General features: G+C 62.5%; 15 protein-coding genes. 7 read left to right on the forward strand and 8 right to left on the reverse strand.

What is annotated here, in order from left to right:
* Window positions 1–108 precede the first annotated feature (108 nt).
* From ACF8FG_RS05090 to ACF8FG_RS05100, 3 genes are read left to right on the forward strand one after another with little or no spacing between them, the layout of a single operon-like run.
* Window positions 109–522, forward strand: coding sequence for a thiol-disulfide oxidoreductase DCC family protein (locus tag ACF8FG_RS05090; protein WP_252460030.1), 414 nt, complete (start codon window positions 109–111; stop codon window positions 520–522).
* Window positions 507–1,067 (forward strand): GTP cyclohydrolase I FolE, encoded by a 561-nt coding sequence (folE, locus tag ACF8FG_RS05095; RefSeq protein WP_318080035.1) that lies wholly within the window; start codon window positions 507–509, stop codon window positions 1,065–1,067. The genes ACF8FG_RS05090 and folE overlap by 16 nt, the downstream gene beginning before the upstream one ends.
* A gap of 35 nt (window positions 1,068–1,102) precedes the next feature.
* Window positions 1,103–1,561 (forward strand): DUF3429 domain-containing protein, encoded by a 459-nt coding sequence (locus ACF8FG_RS05100; protein WP_014591525.1) that lies wholly within the window; start codon window positions 1,103–1,105, stop codon window positions 1,559–1,561.
* A gap of 23 nt (window positions 1,562–1,584) precedes the next feature.
* On the opposite strand, the gene ACF8FG_RS05105 is transcribed toward ACF8FG_RS05100, so the two are convergent.
* Genes ACF8FG_RS05105 through galB form a run of 3 tightly spaced genes read right to left on the reverse strand, consistent with a single transcriptional unit; the run spans window position 1,585 to window position 4,120 of the window.
* The gene (locus ACF8FG_RS05105; protein WP_110159604.1) at window positions 1,585–2,670 is read right to left on the reverse strand and encodes a 4-oxalomesaconate tautomerase; all 1,086 of its coding nucleotides are present in this window, start codon (window positions 2,668–2,670) and stop codon (window positions 1,585–1,587) included.
* 2 nt (window positions 2,671–2,672) lie between these two features.
* Window positions 2,673–3,389, reverse strand: a complete 717-nt coding sequence (locus ACF8FG_RS05110; protein ID WP_014591523.1) for a 4-carboxy-4-hydroxy-2-oxoadipate aldolase/oxaloacetate decarboxylase — start codon at window positions 3,387–3,389, stop codon at window positions 2,673–2,675.
* Window positions 3,386–4,120 (reverse strand): 4-oxalmesaconate hydratase, encoded by a 735-nt coding sequence (gene galB / locus ACF8FG_RS05115; protein WP_003250714.1) that lies wholly within the window; start codon window positions 4,118–4,120, stop codon window positions 3,386–3,388. Before galB ends, ACF8FG_RS05110 begins: the two co-directional genes overlap by 4 nt.
* Before the next feature lie 161 nt (window positions 4,121–4,281).
* Between galB and ACF8FG_RS05120 the strand changes: the two genes are divergently transcribed.
* Complete coding sequence (locus ACF8FG_RS05120; protein WP_010953450.1) at window positions 4,282–5,475, forward strand: LysR family transcriptional regulator; 1,194 nt, start codon at window positions 4,282–4,284, stop codon at window positions 5,473–5,475.
* A gap of 15 nt (window positions 5,476–5,490) precedes the next feature.
* Here ACF8FG_RS05120 and ACF8FG_RS05125 read toward each other — a convergent pair whose 3' ends face one another.
* The 3 genes from ACF8FG_RS05125 to ACF8FG_RS05135 all read right to left on the reverse strand — a co-directional run bounded on the left by ACF8FG_RS05125 (window position 5,491) and on the right by ACF8FG_RS05135 (window position 9,503).
* Complete coding sequence (locus ACF8FG_RS05125; protein ID WP_318080033.1) at window positions 5,491–6,738, reverse strand: OprD family porin; 1,248 nt, start codon at window positions 6,736–6,738, stop codon at window positions 5,491–5,493.
* Window positions 6,739–6,869: 131 nt separating this feature from the next.
* Window positions 6,870–8,132 carry a gallate dioxygenase gene (locus ACF8FG_RS05130; protein ID WP_014591521.1) on the reverse strand — a complete coding sequence of 421 codons (1,263 nt, stop codon included), beginning with the start codon at window positions 8,130–8,132 and terminating at the stop codon, window positions 6,870–6,872.
* A gap of 21 nt (window positions 8,133–8,153) precedes the next feature.
* Window positions 8,154–9,503, reverse strand: coding sequence for an aromatic acid/H+ symport family MFS transporter (locus ACF8FG_RS05135; protein ID WP_070384012.1), 1,350 nt, complete (start codon window positions 9,501–9,503; stop codon window positions 8,154–8,156).
* A 391-nt stretch (window positions 9,504–9,894) separates the two neighbouring features.
* Here ACF8FG_RS05135 and glsB point away from each other — a divergent pair, with 391 nt between their 5' ends.
* Window positions 9,895–10,803 (forward strand): glutaminase B, encoded by a 909-nt coding sequence (glsB, locus tag ACF8FG_RS05140; protein WP_004575383.1) that lies wholly within the window; start codon window positions 9,895–9,897, stop codon window positions 10,801–10,803.
* Between the two features lie 40 nt (window positions 10,804–10,843).
* Here the strand turns inward: glsB and ACF8FG_RS05145 are convergent, their stop codons facing one another.
* Window positions 10,844–13,255, reverse strand: a complete 2,412-nt coding sequence (locus ACF8FG_RS05145; protein WP_392518625.1) for a TonB-dependent siderophore receptor — start codon at window positions 13,253–13,255, stop codon at window positions 10,844–10,846.
* Between the two features lie 253 nt (window positions 13,256–13,508).
* Between ACF8FG_RS05145 and ACF8FG_RS05150 the strand changes: the two genes are divergently transcribed.
* Complete coding sequence (locus ACF8FG_RS05150; RefSeq protein ID WP_070384010.1) at window positions 13,509–14,165, forward strand: HD domain-containing protein; 657 nt, start codon at window positions 13,509–13,511, stop codon at window positions 14,163–14,165.
* A gap of 29 nt (window positions 14,166–14,194) precedes the next feature.
* Here the strand turns inward: ACF8FG_RS05150 and ACF8FG_RS05155 are convergent, their stop codons facing one another.
* On the reverse strand, window positions 14,195–15,358 hold the full coding sequence (locus tag ACF8FG_RS05155; RefSeq protein ID WP_014591515.1) for an AAA family ATPase: 1,164 nt from the start codon (window positions 15,356–15,358) through the stop codon (window positions 14,195–14,197).
* A gap of 146 nt (window positions 15,359–15,504) precedes the next feature.
* Between ACF8FG_RS05155 and ACF8FG_RS05160 the strand changes: the two genes are divergently transcribed.
* On the forward strand, window positions 15,505–15,978 hold the full coding sequence (locus ACF8FG_RS05160; protein WP_023390523.1) for an anti-virulence regulator CigR family protein: 474 nt from the start codon (window positions 15,505–15,507) through the stop codon (window positions 15,976–15,978).
* The last annotated feature ends 37 nt before the right edge of the window (window positions 15,979–16,015 follow it).

The raw sequence follows: 16,015 nt of genomic DNA on the forward strand, positions 1-16,015 counted from the left end.
TCACCGGCAACACAAACCCACCGGCGAACACCTCCCAGCCCCCCCATTGCGAATTTCCTGGTTTCAGCTAACTTATACAAAAACCTGTACAAGCATGAGAGGTTGTACATGTATTGTAAGTGGCCCTTCACCCTGTACTTTGACGGCGCCTGCCCGTTGTGCGCTCGGGAGATAGCCTTCCTGCGCAGGCAATCGACCGGGGGAAAGCTCATCCTGGTTGACATCAGTGCTGATGATTTCGATGCAGGAGCGTTGGGCTTGACGGTTGAGCAACTGAGGTCGTGCCTGCATGGAAGGTTCGCGAGCGGGCACTGGGTTACAGGCTTGGACGCCACCTTGTGGAGTTGGCGTGCTGCCGATGTGGGCCTGTGGGTCGCGCCACTGGCCTGGCGTCCGCTACGTCCCCTGTTTTCGGTTCTTTACAGGCTGTTCTGTCGATTGAGGCCACACTTGGCCTGGCTACCACATCCCGATGGCGGGCACCGCTGTAGCGGTGAGGAGTCCAAATGTCACATTCGTTAGCCGAGCACTTTCATGAAATCCTCGTCGGCATTGGTGAGAACCCCCAGCGCGAAGGGCTTCTGGACACACCCCAGCGTGCGGCAAAAGCGATGCAGTACTTGTGCAACGGGTATGCACAGAATCTTCACGAGGTCGTGAACGGTGCTTTGTTCGAGAGTGAAAACGATGAAATGATTGTGGTGCGGGACATTGAACTCTACTCATTGTGCGAACACCACATGTTGCCATTCATTGGCAAGGCGCATGTCGCGTACCTGCCAACAGGGCGCGTGTTAGGGCTTTCCAAGGTTGCACGCGTAGTGGACATGTTCGCCCGTCGTTTACAGATACAGGAAAACCTGACGCGGCAAATTGCGTATGCCGTGCAGGAAGTCACGGATGCCGCAGGGGTGGCGGTCGTGATCGAAGCCAAGCATATGTGCATGATGATGCGCGGTGTAGAGAAGCAGAACTCGGTGATGATTTCATCCGTGATGTTAGGTGCATTTCGCGACGCCCCCTCGACGCGGCACGAATTCCTTAACCTCATTGGACGACACAACTGACATCCGGTCCTGAACCGTTGCGAAGGGGCGCCCAGATGAATACCGATGCTACTGCTTTATCTCCAAGCCGCTTCGCTGTCCTGGGTTACGGCGGTCTGCTGCCGTTTATTGGTTTGACGCTGCTCATCCTTTTTGGGGCTGAATATCGAGCGTTTTTCTCGATGATGATGGTTGGCTATGGCGCGGTGATATTGAGCTTCGTCGGTGCCCTTCACTGGGGGTTCGCCATGACGTTGCAGGATTTGCCCGCAAAGCAGCGTCAAGAGCGACTGGTGTGGAGCGTTATACCGGCCCTGATCGGTTGGGTTGGCACGTTGCTGCCTGTGCCGGTGGGGTGTCTGGTGTTGACCTTCGGTTTTGTCGGCCATCTTTGGCAGGATCGCAAGCTGGCGCAAGCCGTGCCTGGGTGGTATCTGCCGATGCGCGTGCATTTAACGGCTGTCGCGAGCCTCTGTTTGCTGGTCAGTGCACTTGCGGTGTCCATTCATTTTTGAAACCCCAAGCAACCATTGATGAGTCACTTCTGTGGCCCACCCCAAATATCTCGCCCGATGCACACAACCCCGTCAAACAGCAAACGCGCCGTCCTCACCAACCCGCACCCCTTGATCACGCCATGTTCCAGGCTGATTTCCACCGTAAATTCCCCACTCGGATGCTCCACCGCCAAACGCTGACGATCACCGCCGGACGTGCTGGCAAGGCCCTGTGCAACCGACCCTTCAATCAAGCAGGCCGTAGCAACACTCACCGCACCAAACACCCCGATGGACGCATGGCAGCGGTGCGGGATGAACGAGCGCGTATTGACCGTGCCGCCGTTGCGCGGTGCTGACAGCAGGCACATTTTTGGCACATTGCGCTGGCTGACATCACCCAGGTTCATGCGTGGGCCCAGTTGCAGGCGGATGGCTTCCAGGCGTGTTTTCAGGGCGCTGTCGGCCTCCAGCGTTTCGCACGGCTCGTAACCGGTCACGCCAAGGTCCTCGGCACACAGCAGTACCACCGGCATGCCGTTGTCGATGCAGGTGACTTCCACACCCTCGACACAGTCGCGGCTGTTGCCGGTGGGCAACAGGGCTCCGCAGCTGGCGCCGGCCACGTCGGCAAACGTGACCACCAGCGCCGCCGCACGGCCCGGCACCCCATCAATACGGGTATCGCCGGCATACTCCACCTGGCCATCGGCGGTCGGCACCTGGGCGACGGCGATCTGCCCGGTGTTTTCCATGAAGATGCGCACCGGTGTGCTCGCGCCGCTGGCGGCCACCAGGCCGCGCTCGAGGGCGAACGGCCCTACGCCGGCCAGAATGTTGCCGCAGTTTTGCCCATAGTCCACCCGCGCCTCGTCCACCACCACCTGAGCGAACAGGTAGTCCACGTCGGCGTCATGGCGCTGCGAAGCGCGGATGATGGCGACTTTGCTGGTGAGCGAGTCGGCGCCGCCGATGCCGTCAATCTGCCGGGCATCGGGCGAGCCCATCACCGCCAGCAGCACCCGGTCACGCAGCGGGCCAGGGGCGGGCAGGTCGTCATGCAAAAAATAGGCGCCCTTGGAGGTGCCGCCGCGCATCAGCAGGCAGGGTATGCGGGTCTGGCCCATGTTCAGCCTTCCAGGTCGGTGAGGTGGTCGACATAACGCAGGCCCTTCGCCGCTAGGCGCGGGCGCATCTCGTAGATGTCCAGGCCAAGCTCGCCGGCGGCCAGGCGCAGGCGTTTGCGTTCTTCCAGGTCGGCGCGCTGGGTGGCGGCTTCGAGTACCGCCTGGGCTTCGCCATGGCGCACCACCACTACGCCGTCGTCATCGGCCACCACGATGTCACCGGCATTGACGAGCTGCCCGGCACACAGCAGCGGCAGGTTCACCGAGCCCAGCACCTCTTTCACCGTACCTTGGGCGTTGATGGCGCGGGACCACACGGCAAAGCCCATGTCGCGCAGTGTCTGGCTGTCGCGCACGCCCGCATCGATCACCAGGCCGCGCACGCCGCGGGCCTGGAGCGAGGTCGCCAGCAGGTCGCCGAAATAGCCATCGCTGCACGGCGAGCTGGGCGCCACCACCAGTACGTCGCCTGGGCGGCACTGCTCCACGGCAACATGGAACATCCAGTTGTCGCCTGGGGCCACCAGCACGGTTACCGCGCTGCCGGCCACCGCCACACCTTGCTGGATAGGGCGCACGGCAGTATTGAGCAGCCCCTTGCGACCTTGAGCCTCATGCACCGTGGCGACACCCAGCCGGCCCAGGGCATCGATCATGTGTGGCTCAACGCGTGGGATATTACGCACGACGATGCCGGTCTTGCCGATCAGCCCGCTCATGCCAGGTTCTCCGTCACGCGTGGGAACACGCTCTGCAGGCCTTCGGCGTAGACGATGTTGCGTGCGCTGGTGATGCCCACGTTACGTTTGGCTTGCACGCCGCGCTGCAGGGCCACCCGGGTGTAGTACTCCCAGAGGTGTTCCTGGCCGGCCATGCACTGGATGGCGGCATACTTTTTGTCCCACACCGGGGTGATGTCCAGGAACGTGTCCGGGCGCCATTCGCACTGCTCGGGCTGGTGCGGCTCAAAGGCGTACACCGGCGGTGCGCCAACGATCTTCTCGCCCGGCTTGTAGCCTTCAGCCTGCGCGATAATGCGGGCTTCCTGGGCCAGGTGCATGGCCAGCGGGTGGTCGTAGTTGTAAGGGTCTTTGAGGGAGTGGCTGAGTACGAACTCCGGTTGTACCCGGCGATACACATCGGCCAGGCGGAACAGGGTGTCCTTGTCGGCGCGCATCGGGTAGTCGCCGATGTCGAAGAACTCCACGCTGGCGCCGAGGATTTCGGCCGCCGCCATGGCCTCTTCACGGCGTGCGTCCTTGACCTTGGCTTCGGTCATTTCACCCTTGCGCCACAGCTTGGCAGACTCACCACGCTCACCGAAAGACAGGCAGACCACGTGCATGGCATAGCCTTGCTCAGCGTGCAGCGCAATGGCGCCACCGGCACGCCAGACAAAGTCGGCCGAATGTGCGCTGACCACCAGGGCGGATTTTTGTGGGGTATTCATGGTTCGTTGGCTCCTGCAGTGGGGGGTGGGCGCAGGATGTCATTGGCCTGTGCAGGGCACTAATGCGTTCATTTGCAGCGGCTATGCGTTTTATTTATTGCCGGGCAAGCGGGGTAGAGGCATAGTCGCCGCAGTCACGAGCCGAGCGCCGGGGAACCCTTATGATCGACGTCGAACTGCCCAACCTGATGCAAGTGCGCGCGTTCATTCGGGTAGCCGAGCTGGGCAGCGTTTCGCGGGCGACGGAGGTGCTGTTCCGTGCTCAGTCCGTGGTCACCCGCGCCATCGCCGAGCTGGAGGCGCGCTTTGCCGTGCCCCTGTTCGAGCGCCATGCCAATGGCATGCGCCTGACCGACTATGGCGAGTGCCTGCTGCCGCGTGCACAGCGCGTGCTGGCGGAACTGGACGGCGTGCCGAGTTTGCTGGGCACCGCGCAGGGCGAGCCCCTCTACCTGTTTCAGGCGCGGCGCCTGCAGGTGTTCGTGAAACTTTGTGAAACACGGCACATGCAAACCGTGGCGCGGCACTTCGGCCTTAGCCAGCCGGCGGTCAGTGCGGCCTTGAAAGTGCTCGAAGGCGGGTGCGGACAGCCCTTGTTCGTGCGCACGTCGCGCGGCCTGCAGCCCACTGTGGCCAGCCGGGACATTCTGTTTCCCATCCGCCGGGCGCTGAACGAGTTGCGCCTGCTGGACAGTGACCTGAGCGCGATGCAAGGCACCCTGCGCGGGGTGGTGCATGTCGGCGCGCTGCCGTTGGGCCGCTCGCGCATTCTGCCGGATGCCATTTTACGCTTCACGGCCCAGCACCCACAGGTTCGTGTGGTGACCAACGAAAGCCCGTTCGACCTGCTGGCAACCGAGCTGCGGGTAGGGGATGTGGATTTCGTCTTGGGCGCGTTGCGGCCTCACGACTATGCCAGCGACTTGGTGGGCGAGCCGCTCATCAACGAGGAAATGGTGGTGCTGGCCCGTCGGGGGCACCCGCTGTTGCACACTCACCTGACGCTCAAGGGCGTGCACCAGGCGCGCTGGGTGTTGCCGCGGGCCGGCTCGCCGGCCCGCCAGCTGCTCGACAACTGCTTCGCCGCCGCGGGCCTGACAGCGCCGTGGCCGGTGGTGGAAAGCGCTGATCTGGCGGTTATCCGTGGCCTGCTGGTGCGTTCGGACATGCTGGCGGCGGTGTCTGCGCACCAGTTGGCTTACGAGATTGCCAGCGGCGAACTGCAACGCCTGCCGCTGGCACTGCCCGGCACTGCCCGCGCCATCGGCCTCATGCAGCGCAGTGGCTGCCTGCAGTCACCGGCGGCAGTCGCGCTGATGGCCTGTATCCGCCAGGTCATCACCGAGCAGGCGTGAGCCCAGGAGGGTGCATTAAAGCAGGCTCAGCGGGTAGCTGACGATCAGCCTGTTCTCATCGAAACTGTTGGTGCTGCCCCAGTCCCGGCGCTGGCTGGAGTTGCGCCACTTGAGGTTCAGGGCCTTGAACGGCCCGGACTGGACCACATAGGCCAGCTCGCTTTCGCGGCCCCACTCGGTGCCGTCCTGGGTGCTGGCGTTGTGCACGTTGTCGCCGTTGATATAGCGGTTCATCAGGGTCAGGCCGGGTATGCCAAGCACCACGAAGTTGAAGTCGTGGCGCACCTGCCAGGAGCGTTCCCGGGCGCTTTCGTAGCTGGAGCCGAAGGCGTCGTTGGCCAGCGTGCCGCCGCTGGCGCCGTTGACCCGGAACCATTCATCATCGCCCATGACCTTCTGCAAGCCGACGTAGAACGTGTTGCCACCCAGCTTCGCCGAGAACAGGCCCGAAGCGGTGCGGTTGTCCAGTTCGCCGGCTTTGGCGCCACCGTCGTCCTTGCCCCAGAAGTAGCCCAGGTTGGCGCCCAGTACCCAGTTGCCCAGCGGCTGTTGATGCTGCACCTGGAAGTAGCGCTGCTGGTAGATGTCTTCCAGCTGGGCATACCAGGCGCCGACCAGGGTGCGCTCCTGGTTGAAGCGGTATTCGCCGCCGGCGAAGTTGAAACGGTCCGAGGTGAAGGCTGTGCGCGTGAACAGGCTCATGTCCTGCATGCTGGCGTCGTTGCGCGGGCTGTTCTGGCGGAACTGGCCGCCATACAGGCTCAGGCCGGCCAGCTCGTTGGAGGTGACCTGCGCGCCCTGCAAGGTTTGTGGCAGCGAGCGGCCGTCATCGGCGCGCAGGATGGGCAGGGTAGGCGACCACTCACCGACTTTGAGTTCCGTCTTGGACACCCGCATCTTGCCCGCCAGCGCCGTGCGGCCAAAGTCGTCCGCCGGGCGCCCGTCGTCGTGAACAGGCAGCAATTGCGTGCCGGCGGTGCCCTTGCCGCCATCGAGTTTGATGCTGTAAAGGCCCAGCACGTCAACGCCGAAACCGACCACGCCGGGGGTGTAGCCGGACTTGAAGTCGAGGATGAAGCTTTGCGTCCATTCCTCGGCTTTGCCTTGGCTTGCCGTGCCCGTGTAGTCGCGGTTCATGTAGAAGTTACGCAACGTCAGGCTTGCCTTGGCATCGTCGACGAAGCCTTCGGCCAGGGCTTGCAGTGGCAGGCTGGCTGCCAGTGCGAATGTGGGGACGAGCGGGTACAGGGTGCGGCATTTCATTATTTTTATTCTCCAGGGATGGGCAAAGCGCTGCCCGCCAGCGGCGCATCGGCGCTGGGCAGGTTGAATCAGGGAGCGGTGGGGGTGGCGGCGCGGGACGCGCCGTCACACGATCAAGCGGGTTGCATCGGTCAGTTGGGTGCTTTGCCGGCCACCGAGTAGCGAACCTGCTGGTTACGGGTCTTCATGAAGTCTTCGATGCTCTGCCCGCGCATGGCGGCGTAAATGTCCAGGTTGGACACACCCAGTACGGCGCCTAGCTTCTCCAGTACAAAGAAGATCACCCCATAGTGGATCAGCCCGCGCCAGTCGCGGCGGCGCAGCAGGTCGCGTTCCTCTTCGCTCAGGCCCGCCTCGCGGTACAGCGCTTCGGGTTCGCTCAGGAAGCGCTGGCGCCACTGCGGCTCAATCATGCGATGCAAGAACTTGTTCAGGCGGTAGCCCTTGGCACTGCGCTCCAGGGTGTAGGGGTAGGTGCCTTCAAGCTGCTCAGCCCCTGCCAGCTGATGCTGCATGTGCTGGCGGTGACGTTCGTTGACCGGCGCCGGCAGTGCCTGGTCACGGTTTTCCAGCAGCAGGGTGGCGATGCCGGTCATCGACGGCAGGTAGTAGCTTTGGTGCTTGCGCTCAACGTTGGCAGACAACGCGCCACGCATGATCAGCCAGGTAATCACCTCGGCACCTTCCATGCCGCCGAGCGTGGCGTACTCGGCCAGTGTCATCTCGGTAAGGCGCTGCGGGTCGTTCACCAGCAGGTCAAGGAACTGCGCGTCCCACTCTGGGTTGTTGAAGCCGCAACGCTCGCCATGCACCTGGTGTGACACCCCGCCGGTGGCGACGATCGCCACCTTGAGGTCTTCGGGGTAGCTCTCGATGGCGCGGCGCAATGCCTGGCCCAGTTTATAGCAGCGCCGCGCCGTGGGTATCGGCAGCTGCAGTACGCCAACCTGCAGCGGCACGATCTGTACGGGCCAGCTTTCATCGCAGGGCAGCAGCGCCGACATGGGCGAGAAGAAGCCGTGGTCCAGCGGCTTGTCGCGGAAAAAGCTCATGTCGAACTCATCGGCCATCAGGCTCTGGCCGATGTGTCGCGACAGCGCTGCGTGGCCGCCCACTGGCGGCAGGTCCCGCGGGTTGCCCCCTTCATCGGCCACGCCATATTGCTCGTCTACGCCCAGGGTGAAGGCGCTGTAATGGTCAAAGAAGAACGAGGTGATGTGGTCGTTGAAGATATAGAACAGTACGTCCGGCTGGCGCTGCTGCAGCCACGTGCGGATCGGCTCGAAGCTTTCGAAGATCGGCGCCCAGGCGGCTTCTTCCTGTTTGTCGTGGTCGACTGCGAAGCCGATGGTTGGGGTGTGGGAGACGGCCAGGCCACCAATGATACGAGCCATGCGAAAGTCCTCTGTTACAGGTTACGGCGCGGTTACTGCGGGGGTCGCGCGCAGCCGGGCGTGGCCGTTGGCCAGGATCGCCAGGGCAGCGGCGAATGCCGGCAGGCCGAGGAGGGTGAACAGCAGCGGCAGGCCCAGCCCCAGGCTGAGCACGGCACCACCGATGAGGGAGCCGAAAATGGCCCCGAAGCGCCCGATACCGAGCATCCAGCTTACGCCTGTGGCGCGGAACTCGGTCGGGTAATAGCCAGGGGCGAAGGCGTTCAGGCCGGTCTGCGCACCGCTCATGCAGAACCCGGCAGCCGCCACGCCCACCACCAGCAGGCTCGACTCCAGGCTCAGGGCGCCCAGTGAGACGATGCACAGGCCGCCGAGGGCGTAGGCGATGGCGATGACCCGGTTAGGGTTGCGTCGGTCCATGATCCAGCCGACCACGATTGCGCCCACTGCGCCGCCGATCTGGAACAGGCCGGTAATGGTGGCGGCGCGCTCGATGGACAGCCCGCCATCACGCAGCAGGGTCGGCAACCAGCCCATGGTCAGGTAGATCACCAGCAGGCCCATGAAGTAGGTCAGCCACAGGGCCAGGGTGCCAAACCGGTAGCGCTCGCTGAACAGCTGCCGGGCCGGTGCCTTGTGCTGCGTGGTTGGCTCACTGACGGTAAAGCGGGTGCCGGCAGCGAAGCGGCCGCCAAGCTTGGCCAAGGCTGCCGCAATCTGGCTGGCCGGTGCCTGGCGTGCGGCGAGGAAGCGAGCGGACTCTGGCAGCAGCCACCACAGCAGTGGCAGCAAGGCCAGTGGCAGCAGGCCGCCGGCCAGCAGTACCGACTTCCAGCCGTGATGAGGGATCAGCCAGGCGGACAGGAAGCCGCCCAGGCCCGAGCCCATGTTGAAGCCGGTGAACATGATGGTGATCATCAGCGAGCGGTTGCGTGTGGGCAGGTACTCGGCAAGCAGGGTGGTGCAGTTGGGCATGGCCGCACCCAGGGCAATGCCGGTCAGCAGCCGTAACACAGCCAGCTCATAGGGGTTGCGGGCGAAGGCGCAGGCCAGGCTCAGCAGGCTGAAACCGCTGACCGCGATCAGCAGCACTTTCTTGCGGCCCAACCGGTCGGCGTACGGGCCGGCGGTCAGCGCGCCGATGGCAAGGCCGACCATGCCGGCACTCATCACCGGGCCAAAGGCGGCGCGCGACAGGCCCCAGTCCTGCATCAGCGAAGGCGCGATGAAACCCATGACGGCGACATCGAAGCCATCGAACAGCACGATCAGGAAGCACAGCACCAGGATCAGCCACTGGTAGGCAGCAATGGGGCGGTTATCGATCCAGTCTTTGACATCGATGGGGGCATCGACAGGAGGCTTAAGCATGCGTGGTCACCTTTGTTCTTGTATTGGTGTGAGTTGCGCCGGGTTCCGGTAAGGCTTCGAACGCGTAATGGCCCAGCAGCAACCACCCCGCCGGACGACGGCGTGAGGCGGACTGTAATCCCATGGTCCAGGGCAGCGCCTGCGGGATTTCTTTAATGAGATATCCAATTTTTTTATCGCAGACTTCGCGGCGATAATGTTGCGTCAAGCTGTGCCGCTCGGCAGCAAGCTGTTGGCCTGTAAAAGACCTCATGCGCTGCTGGCGTTGTCAGGCTTCCTGGTGATGAAGACGCTTATGGTGATTTGTTTCTGAATGTGTGATCTCTCCCGCTCAGTCTTCGTCAAGAAGACTGCCCCTCGCCGTCGTCTGGGGATTGATACAGGGCCTTCCATGCAAACGCTGTTGAACGAGATTCTCGAAGAAGTACGTCCCTTGATCGGCAAGGGCAAAGTCGCTGACTACATTCCCGCGCTGGCTGACGTGCCGGCGAACCAGTTGGGCATCGCTGTCTATGGCAACGATGGCAGTTACCACTGCGCAGGCGACGCGCGGGTGCCGTTCTCGGTGCAGAGCATTTCCAAGGTGTTCAGCCTGGTTCAGGCCATTGGCCATTCGGGTGAAGCCATTTGGGAGCGGCTGGGGCATGAGCCTTCGGGGCAGCCGTTCAACTCGCTGGTGCAGCTGGAGTTCGAGCGCGGGCGGCCGCGTAACCCGTTCATCAATGCGGGGGCATTGGTGATCTGCGATATCAATCAGTCGCGCTTCGCGGCCCCCACGTTGTCGATGCGCGATTTTGTCCGACGGCTTTCAGGCAACCCCCACATCTCAATCAATACTCGGGTCGCTGATTCGGAATATCAGTTTCGCGCGCGCAACGCTGCCATGGCGTACCTGATGCAGTCATTTGGCAACTTCCATAACGAGGTCGAGACGGTGCTGCGCAGTTACTTCAGTTACTGCGCACTGCAAATGAACTGCCTGGACCTGGCGCGGGCATTCTGCTTCCTGGCCAATGACGGGTTCTGCAAGCACAGCGGTGAGCAGATCCTGACGCGGCGCCAGACCCAACAAGTGAACTCGATCATGGCCACCAGTGGGCTGTATGACGAGGCGGGGAATTTCGCCTTCAGGGTGGGTTTGCCTGGCAAGAGTGGCGTGGGTGGCGGGATCGTGGCGATCGTACCGGGGCAATTTACCGTATGCGTATGGTCGCCAGAGCTGAATGCTGCGGGCAACTCCCTGGCCGGGATGGCGGCGCTTGAGCTGCTCAGTTCGCGGATCGGATGGTCGGTGTTCTGATCTGCGAACTCAGGGGGCAATCAGGCGTCGCCTTGGCGGGTCAGAACGCGTACACCAACGTGGCCGTGGCGCTGCGTGGGCTGCCATACCAGCCGCGCGCGCCAATCGCCGTGTAGTAGGTTTTGTCCAACACGTTGTTGAGGTTCAGTGAAACGCTGGTCTGCGGCGTGAAGGCATACTGAGCCATCAGGTCGACCATGCTGTAGGGGTCCTGGGTGAACGTTTCGTTGTTGGGCCCGGCGCTCTTGTAATATTCGGTACCCTGCCAGCGCACACCACCCCCTACCTTTAACTGTGGCAGGGTCGCCAGGCGGTAGCTGGTGAACAGTTTCAAGGTGTCTCGCGGTATTTCAGTGTTCAGGCGGTCGCCATCCGAATCCTTGCTCACCGCATAGGTGTAGCTGGCCGAGACCTGCCAATCAGGCAAAATCTCGCCCGCCATTTCCATCTCGAAACCACGTGTCTTGGTACCCGACTCGGCACGGTAGGCCTGGTTGCCGTCTGGCGCCAGGTTGCTTCCGTCGGCTACCGCCAGGTTGTCCTGGTGCACCTCGAATACGCTGAAAGCGGTGGTCAGGCGCTGGTCCCAGAACTCACTCTTCAGACCGAGCTCGTAGTTCACGCCTTCCAGCGGGTCCAGGTAGGTACCGTTGATATCCTTGTTGCTCTGCGGCTTGAAAATGGTGGTGTAACTGGCATAGGCCGACCAGTGCTCGTTGAGGTCATACACCAGGCCAAGGTAGGGCGTGACGACCCCGGTTTCGCTACGCGAGGTGCGGCTTGTAGCGCCGGACGACAGGGTGGTAGAGGTTTCGTCGCGTTTCCAGTCGATCAGCCGCGCCCCGGTAATCAGCGACAGGTCATCGGCCAGGCTCCAGCGTACCGAAGCCACCAGGCCGTCCTGGGTTTCATCCAGCGCGTCTTCCGAGGACTTGGCATGGATGGCGTCCGGTATCGCCAGCGAACCGTCCCAGGTGTAAATGTTGTCGATGGTCTGGATCGTCCACAGTGGGTAACTGTCGTTGCGGTAGTAGGCGCGGTAGTGACTGGCCCCGACGTAGGCCTGGTGCTCGCGGGACAACAGCGCGAACGGGCCCGACGCCGACAGGTCGAACGAGGTCTGCCGGGGCTCGCCGGCCCAACGCCCCGTCCAGGTGCTGATGCCACTGCCATCGGGCTTGACGGTGCCGCTGGCCGCGGTGGCAAAGGCGTCGTCATAGCTGCGACGGCTGTGTTCGGCATTCAGTTTCAATTGCCAGCCGTTGTCCAGTTGATGCTCCAGCGTAGTGAATACCGTCTTGGTGCGACGCTTGTGATAGCTCCAGTCCGAAGCCGAGTTGAACGTACGGGAGGGGCTGAAGTGACTGCCATCTGAATTGAACATCGGGAAACCGTGGTTGCCTGCCCCGTCGTTGTCCATCTCCTGATATTCCGCACCTGCTGTCAGCATCGTGCTGTCGGTGATGTCCCACTCCAGCACTCCATAGGCCACCTGCCGTTCCAGCGACTGGCGGTCGACGTAGCTCTGGCTGTCGGTATTGGAGGCGACAAAGCGCCCGCGAACATTGCCGCTTTGCGTCAACTTGCCAGAAACGTCCAGCTCGGTGCGGTAGTTGTCCCACGAGCCCGCTTTCAAGGTCAGCTTGCGTTGTGTTTCCAGGGTCGGCTTCTTGCGGATCAGGTTGACGGTGGCGCCCGGGTCGCCGGTGCCGGACATCAGGCCCGTGGCACCGCGCACTACCTCTACCCGGTCATAGGACACCATGTCGGAGAGGTCGTCCCTGAAACCAAAGGTATCGGGGCGGTTGATGCCGTCCACCTGGATGCTGCCGACCTCGAAGCCGCGCACATAGATATGGTTGGCGTCGCTTCCGGCGGGCCCCATGCTGTCAACGACCACGCCCGGTGTCTGTTCAAGCACCTGGGTAACATCGTTCAGGTTCTGGTCTTCAATCTGCTGGCGGGTGACCACGCTGACCGATTGGGGTGTCTCGCGTGCCGACAGCCGCAGCCCGGTTGCGGTATTGACCGAGCCGGTGGTGTAGCTGCCGGTGCCTTCGGTGGTGGCACCCAGAGCCATGCTGGAGACAGTGGTTGCCGCAAGCTCCATGGCGCCATCCTGCTCAGCGCTAACCAGCATGAAGTGCTTGTCGCCCGCTGCCTGCACCTGCAAGCCACTGCCTTGCAGCAGCTCTGCCAACGCCTGATGCAGCGCGTAATTGCCGTGCAGCCCTTTGCTGTGCAAGCCTGCGACTTCTTCATGGCTGAAACTGATGACTGCCCCGCTGGCGTCGGCAAACTGGTCGAGTGCGTGAGCCAATGACCCTGCCGGGATGCTGTAACCCACAGGCTCGGCCCAGGCATGTGCAGTGCCCAGCAGCGAGCCCGCGAAGCTGACCGCTAGCGCGGTTTGGCGAATACGGGTGGCGGGGGAGGAAAAGCGAGCGGACATCCATTGACTCCTTGCTGATCGAATACAAGTGCTCCCAGTAACAAACGTGTTGTTGACGGAAATACTTAGTAGCAAGGTGCTGATAGGGCTGAGGATCTACTTTGGCAGTAACATCCTCATCGCAGCACAAGGCTGCTCCTGCCAGTGTTGTACAGGCTTTGAAACCGACATGCAGGCTCTCGGTACTTGCCCAGGCAGTGTCCGGACGGCGCCCGTGAGCCCGCGCATTCACCGGAAATGGAACCTACCGAAGATGACCCGCCAAGCGTTTGCCCCTTATCAGTGCCTTGCCACTGACTTGCTGAAGTACTTGCCGTCCGACCAGAGTGATGGCTCCCACGACTTGGCCCACATTCATCGCGTGTGGGTCAATGCGCACCGGATCCAGCGGGTAGAGGGTGGCGACCTTGAAATCTTGCTTGCGGCGACGGTGCTGCACGACTGTGTGGCGGTGGAAAAGCATTCGCCGTTACGTGGGCAGGCATCGACGTTGTCAGCGGACAAGGCTGCATCAGTCCTCTCGGAGATGGGCTGGCCGGCTGGGCGTGTCGAGCAGGTAGTGCATGCGATCAAGACACACAGTTACTCGGCGGGACTCGAACCGCTGACACGCGAGGCCTGCATCCTTCAGGACAGTGACCGGCTTGACGCCATAGGCGCGGTGGGTATTGCCCGGTGTTTTTACGTCTCCGGACGAATGGGGTCGGCGCTCTACGACTTCGAAAATCCTTTCGCGCAGGAGAGGGCGTACCAGGACGGGGCGTATGCCATCGAGCACTTCCAGACCAAACTGCTCAAGCTCGCCTCGGGCTTTAAAACTCACGAAGGGGCTCGCCTTGCTGCCGAGCGTCATACCCGTCTTGAAACCTTTCTTACCCAGTTCATGGACGAGATTAGCGGGGCCGGTTAGTCATGCCGGGCTCGTACCGCAACTTGAGTTCAGTCAGCCCACCGCCATAGCGGCTCATCCAGCAACCCAACCCCCCGCAGCTGGGTTTGCCCTTGTATTTTTTCCAGCTCTAGCACATTGCACCCGTCACAGGCTGCCAGCGCGTTGATTAATGGCGCACTGTGCGATACCACCCAAACCTGGCTACGGCTTGATGCACGAATGATCAGCCGTGCCAAGGCCGGGAGCAGGTCCGCGTGCAAACTGGTTTCCGGTTCGTTCAATACCATCAGCGATGGCGGCCGTGGTGTGAGCAGGGCAGCCATCAGCAGAAGATAACGCAGGGTTCCGTCCGACAATTCAGCACCCTCGAGCGGGCGCAAAAGACCGTGCTGGTGCAGCCGTACACTGAACAGCCCGCCAGGTGGCGCATTGACCTCCAGACGACTGCCGGGAAACGCGTCATTCAGCGCTTCCACCAGATCCTCCACATCGCCAATTTCGATGATGGTCTGCAGCGCCGAGGCAAGGTTGCGCCCATCGTGATGCAGAACCGGCGAGCGAGTGCCCAGTTGGGGTTGACGGCAAGGCGCATCACGGTCAATCCGGAAGTGGTCGTAAAACCGCCAGCTGTTGATGAACGCGCGCAGGTCACCAATCTCCGGTGCCTGGCGTGGCCGGCCGACAATGTTGAAAAAGCTCTCGCCGCTGTCAGCATGCTGATCGAGCACTGCCCAGCTGTTGCCCTCGCGGGCCCGCACCAGGGCATTCTTGCGTTCGACCAGCAAGGAAGCGGGCCGATAGGCGCCAGCGCCCCAGATGGCCTCGCACTTTATCTCAGGGTCGAGCATGAAGGCGGTAGGATACGGCAGGGGAATGGGCAGGCCGAGGGTGATGGCAAAACCGAGGTCCTCGGTGGCAAAGCCCAAGCGCAGGCGCCTGGCTTCGCTCGGATGCTGGCCTTGGATGGGCACTTCGCCACGCCGCATTCGTGCGCTGGTTTCTGGGCCAGCCCACCAGGTCGAATCCAGCCCGCCTTCACGGGCGAGGGCTTCGACCACACCGCCCTGTGCGGTTTCGGCCAGCAGGCGCAGCGCCTTGTACAGGTTGGACTTGCCGCTGCCGTTGGCACCGGTCACCAGGTTGAGTTGGCCCAGCGGCAGTACCAGGTGATTGATCGAGCGGTAGTTGCCGATGGCGAGGGTAGTGAGCATGCAGTGCTTCCCAGCGTGGACCAGGCGACCGATTGTGGCCGAAGCGTGCCTGCCTTGTCAGCCACCCCTGCTGAGGCTGTTGCAAGTGAAGCAGGTGTGCGCACCGTCTATAGTGAGGGGCAACCTCTCGCGCAAAGGATGCTCACATGGCCAGATCAACAATCATGACAGCTGTTGTCACCTCATTGGCTGTGGCCTTGGCCTCTGGCCCGGCGCTCGCCGACCCGGGTAACGGCAAAGGCCAGGGCCAAGGTCAGGGGCACGGCAAGGGCCAGGCTCAGCACGCCCAGGGCCAGGGCAATTCGGGCGGCCACAAGCAGAGCGCCGGCGGCAATGACTGGCACGGCGGCCCGTCCATCGACCGTGGCGATGTACTGGGCATTCTCGGTGGCCACCGCAACTACTGGAGCCCGGGCCCGGCATTGCCTCCAGGCATTCAGAAGAACCTGGCCCGCGGCAAGCCCCTGCCACCTGGTATCGCCAAGAAACTGGATGGCCGTCTGTTGGGGCAGCTGCCTCGCTATGACGGGTATGAGTGGATGCAGGCAGGCGCAGACCTGATTCTGGTCGCCGTGGCGACCGGGATCATCTATGAGGTGTTGAACGGGGCGTTCGACTAAAGCTACAGGTGCGAGCGGCGCGCTCGGTACCTGTAGG

It is taken from the genome of Pseudomonas sp. YQ_6 (genome assembly GCF_043103245.1).
Lineage (GTDB): Bacteria > Pseudomonadota > Gammaproteobacteria > Pseudomonadales > Pseudomonadaceae > Aquipseudomonas > Aquipseudomonas alloputida.

What these genes read in the sequence shown, in the direction of transcription:
- ACF8FG_RS05120 (WP_010953450.1), top strand. Translation starts at nt 4,282, where the DNA reads ATGATCGACGTCGAACTGCCCAACCTGATGCAAGTGCGCGCGTTCATT.
- ACF8FG_RS05130 (WP_014591521.1), bottom strand. Translation starts at nt 8,132, where the DNA reads ATGGCTCGTATCATTGGTGGCCTGGCCGTCTCCCACACCCCAACCATC.
- ACF8FG_RS05090 (WP_252460030.1), top strand. Translation starts at nt 109, where the DNA reads ATGTATTGTAAGTGGCCCTTCACCCTGTACTTTGACGGCGCCTGCCCG.
- ACF8FG_RS05105 (WP_110159604.1), bottom strand. Translation starts at nt 2,670, where the DNA reads ATGGGCCAGACCCGCATACCCTGCCTGCTGATGCGCGGCGGCACCTCC.
- galB (WP_003250714.1), bottom strand. Translation starts at nt 4,120, where the DNA reads ATGAATACCCCACAAAAATCCGCCCTGGTGGTCAGCGCACATTCGGCC.
- glsB (WP_004575383.1), top strand. Translation starts at nt 9,895, where the DNA reads ATGCAAACGCTGTTGAACGAGATTCTCGAAGAAGTACGTCCCTTGATC.
- ACF8FG_RS05160 (WP_023390523.1), top strand. Translation starts at nt 15,505, where the DNA reads ATGGCCAGATCAACAATCATGACAGCTGTTGTCACCTCATTGGCTGTG.
- ACF8FG_RS05155 (WP_014591515.1), bottom strand. Translation starts at nt 15,358, where the DNA reads ATGCTCACTACCCTCGCCATCGGCAACTACCGCTCGATCAATCACCTG.
- ACF8FG_RS05145 (WP_392518625.1), bottom strand. Translation starts at nt 13,255, where the DNA reads ATGTCCGCTCGCTTTTCCTCCCCCGCCACCCGTATTCGCCAAACCGCG.
- ACF8FG_RS05100 (WP_014591525.1), top strand. Translation starts at nt 1,103, where the DNA reads ATGAATACCGATGCTACTGCTTTATCTCCAAGCCGCTTCGCTGTCCTG.
- ACF8FG_RS05125 (WP_318080033.1), bottom strand. Translation starts at nt 6,738, where the DNA reads ATGAAATGCCGCACCCTGTACCCGCTCGTCCCCACATTCGCACTGGCA.
- folE (WP_318080035.1), top strand. Translation starts at nt 507, where the DNA reads ATGTCACATTCGTTAGCCGAGCACTTTCATGAAATCCTCGTCGGCATT.
- ACF8FG_RS05135 (WP_070384012.1), bottom strand. Translation starts at nt 9,503, where the DNA reads ATGCTTAAGCCTCCTGTCGATGCCCCCATCGATGTCAAAGACTGGATC.
- ACF8FG_RS05110 (WP_014591523.1), bottom strand. Translation starts at nt 3,389, where the DNA reads ATGAGCGGGCTGATCGGCAAGACCGGCATCGTCGTGCGTAATATCCCA.
- ACF8FG_RS05150 (WP_070384010.1), top strand. Translation starts at nt 13,509, where the DNA reads ATGACCCGCCAAGCGTTTGCCCCTTATCAGTGCCTTGCCACTGACTTG.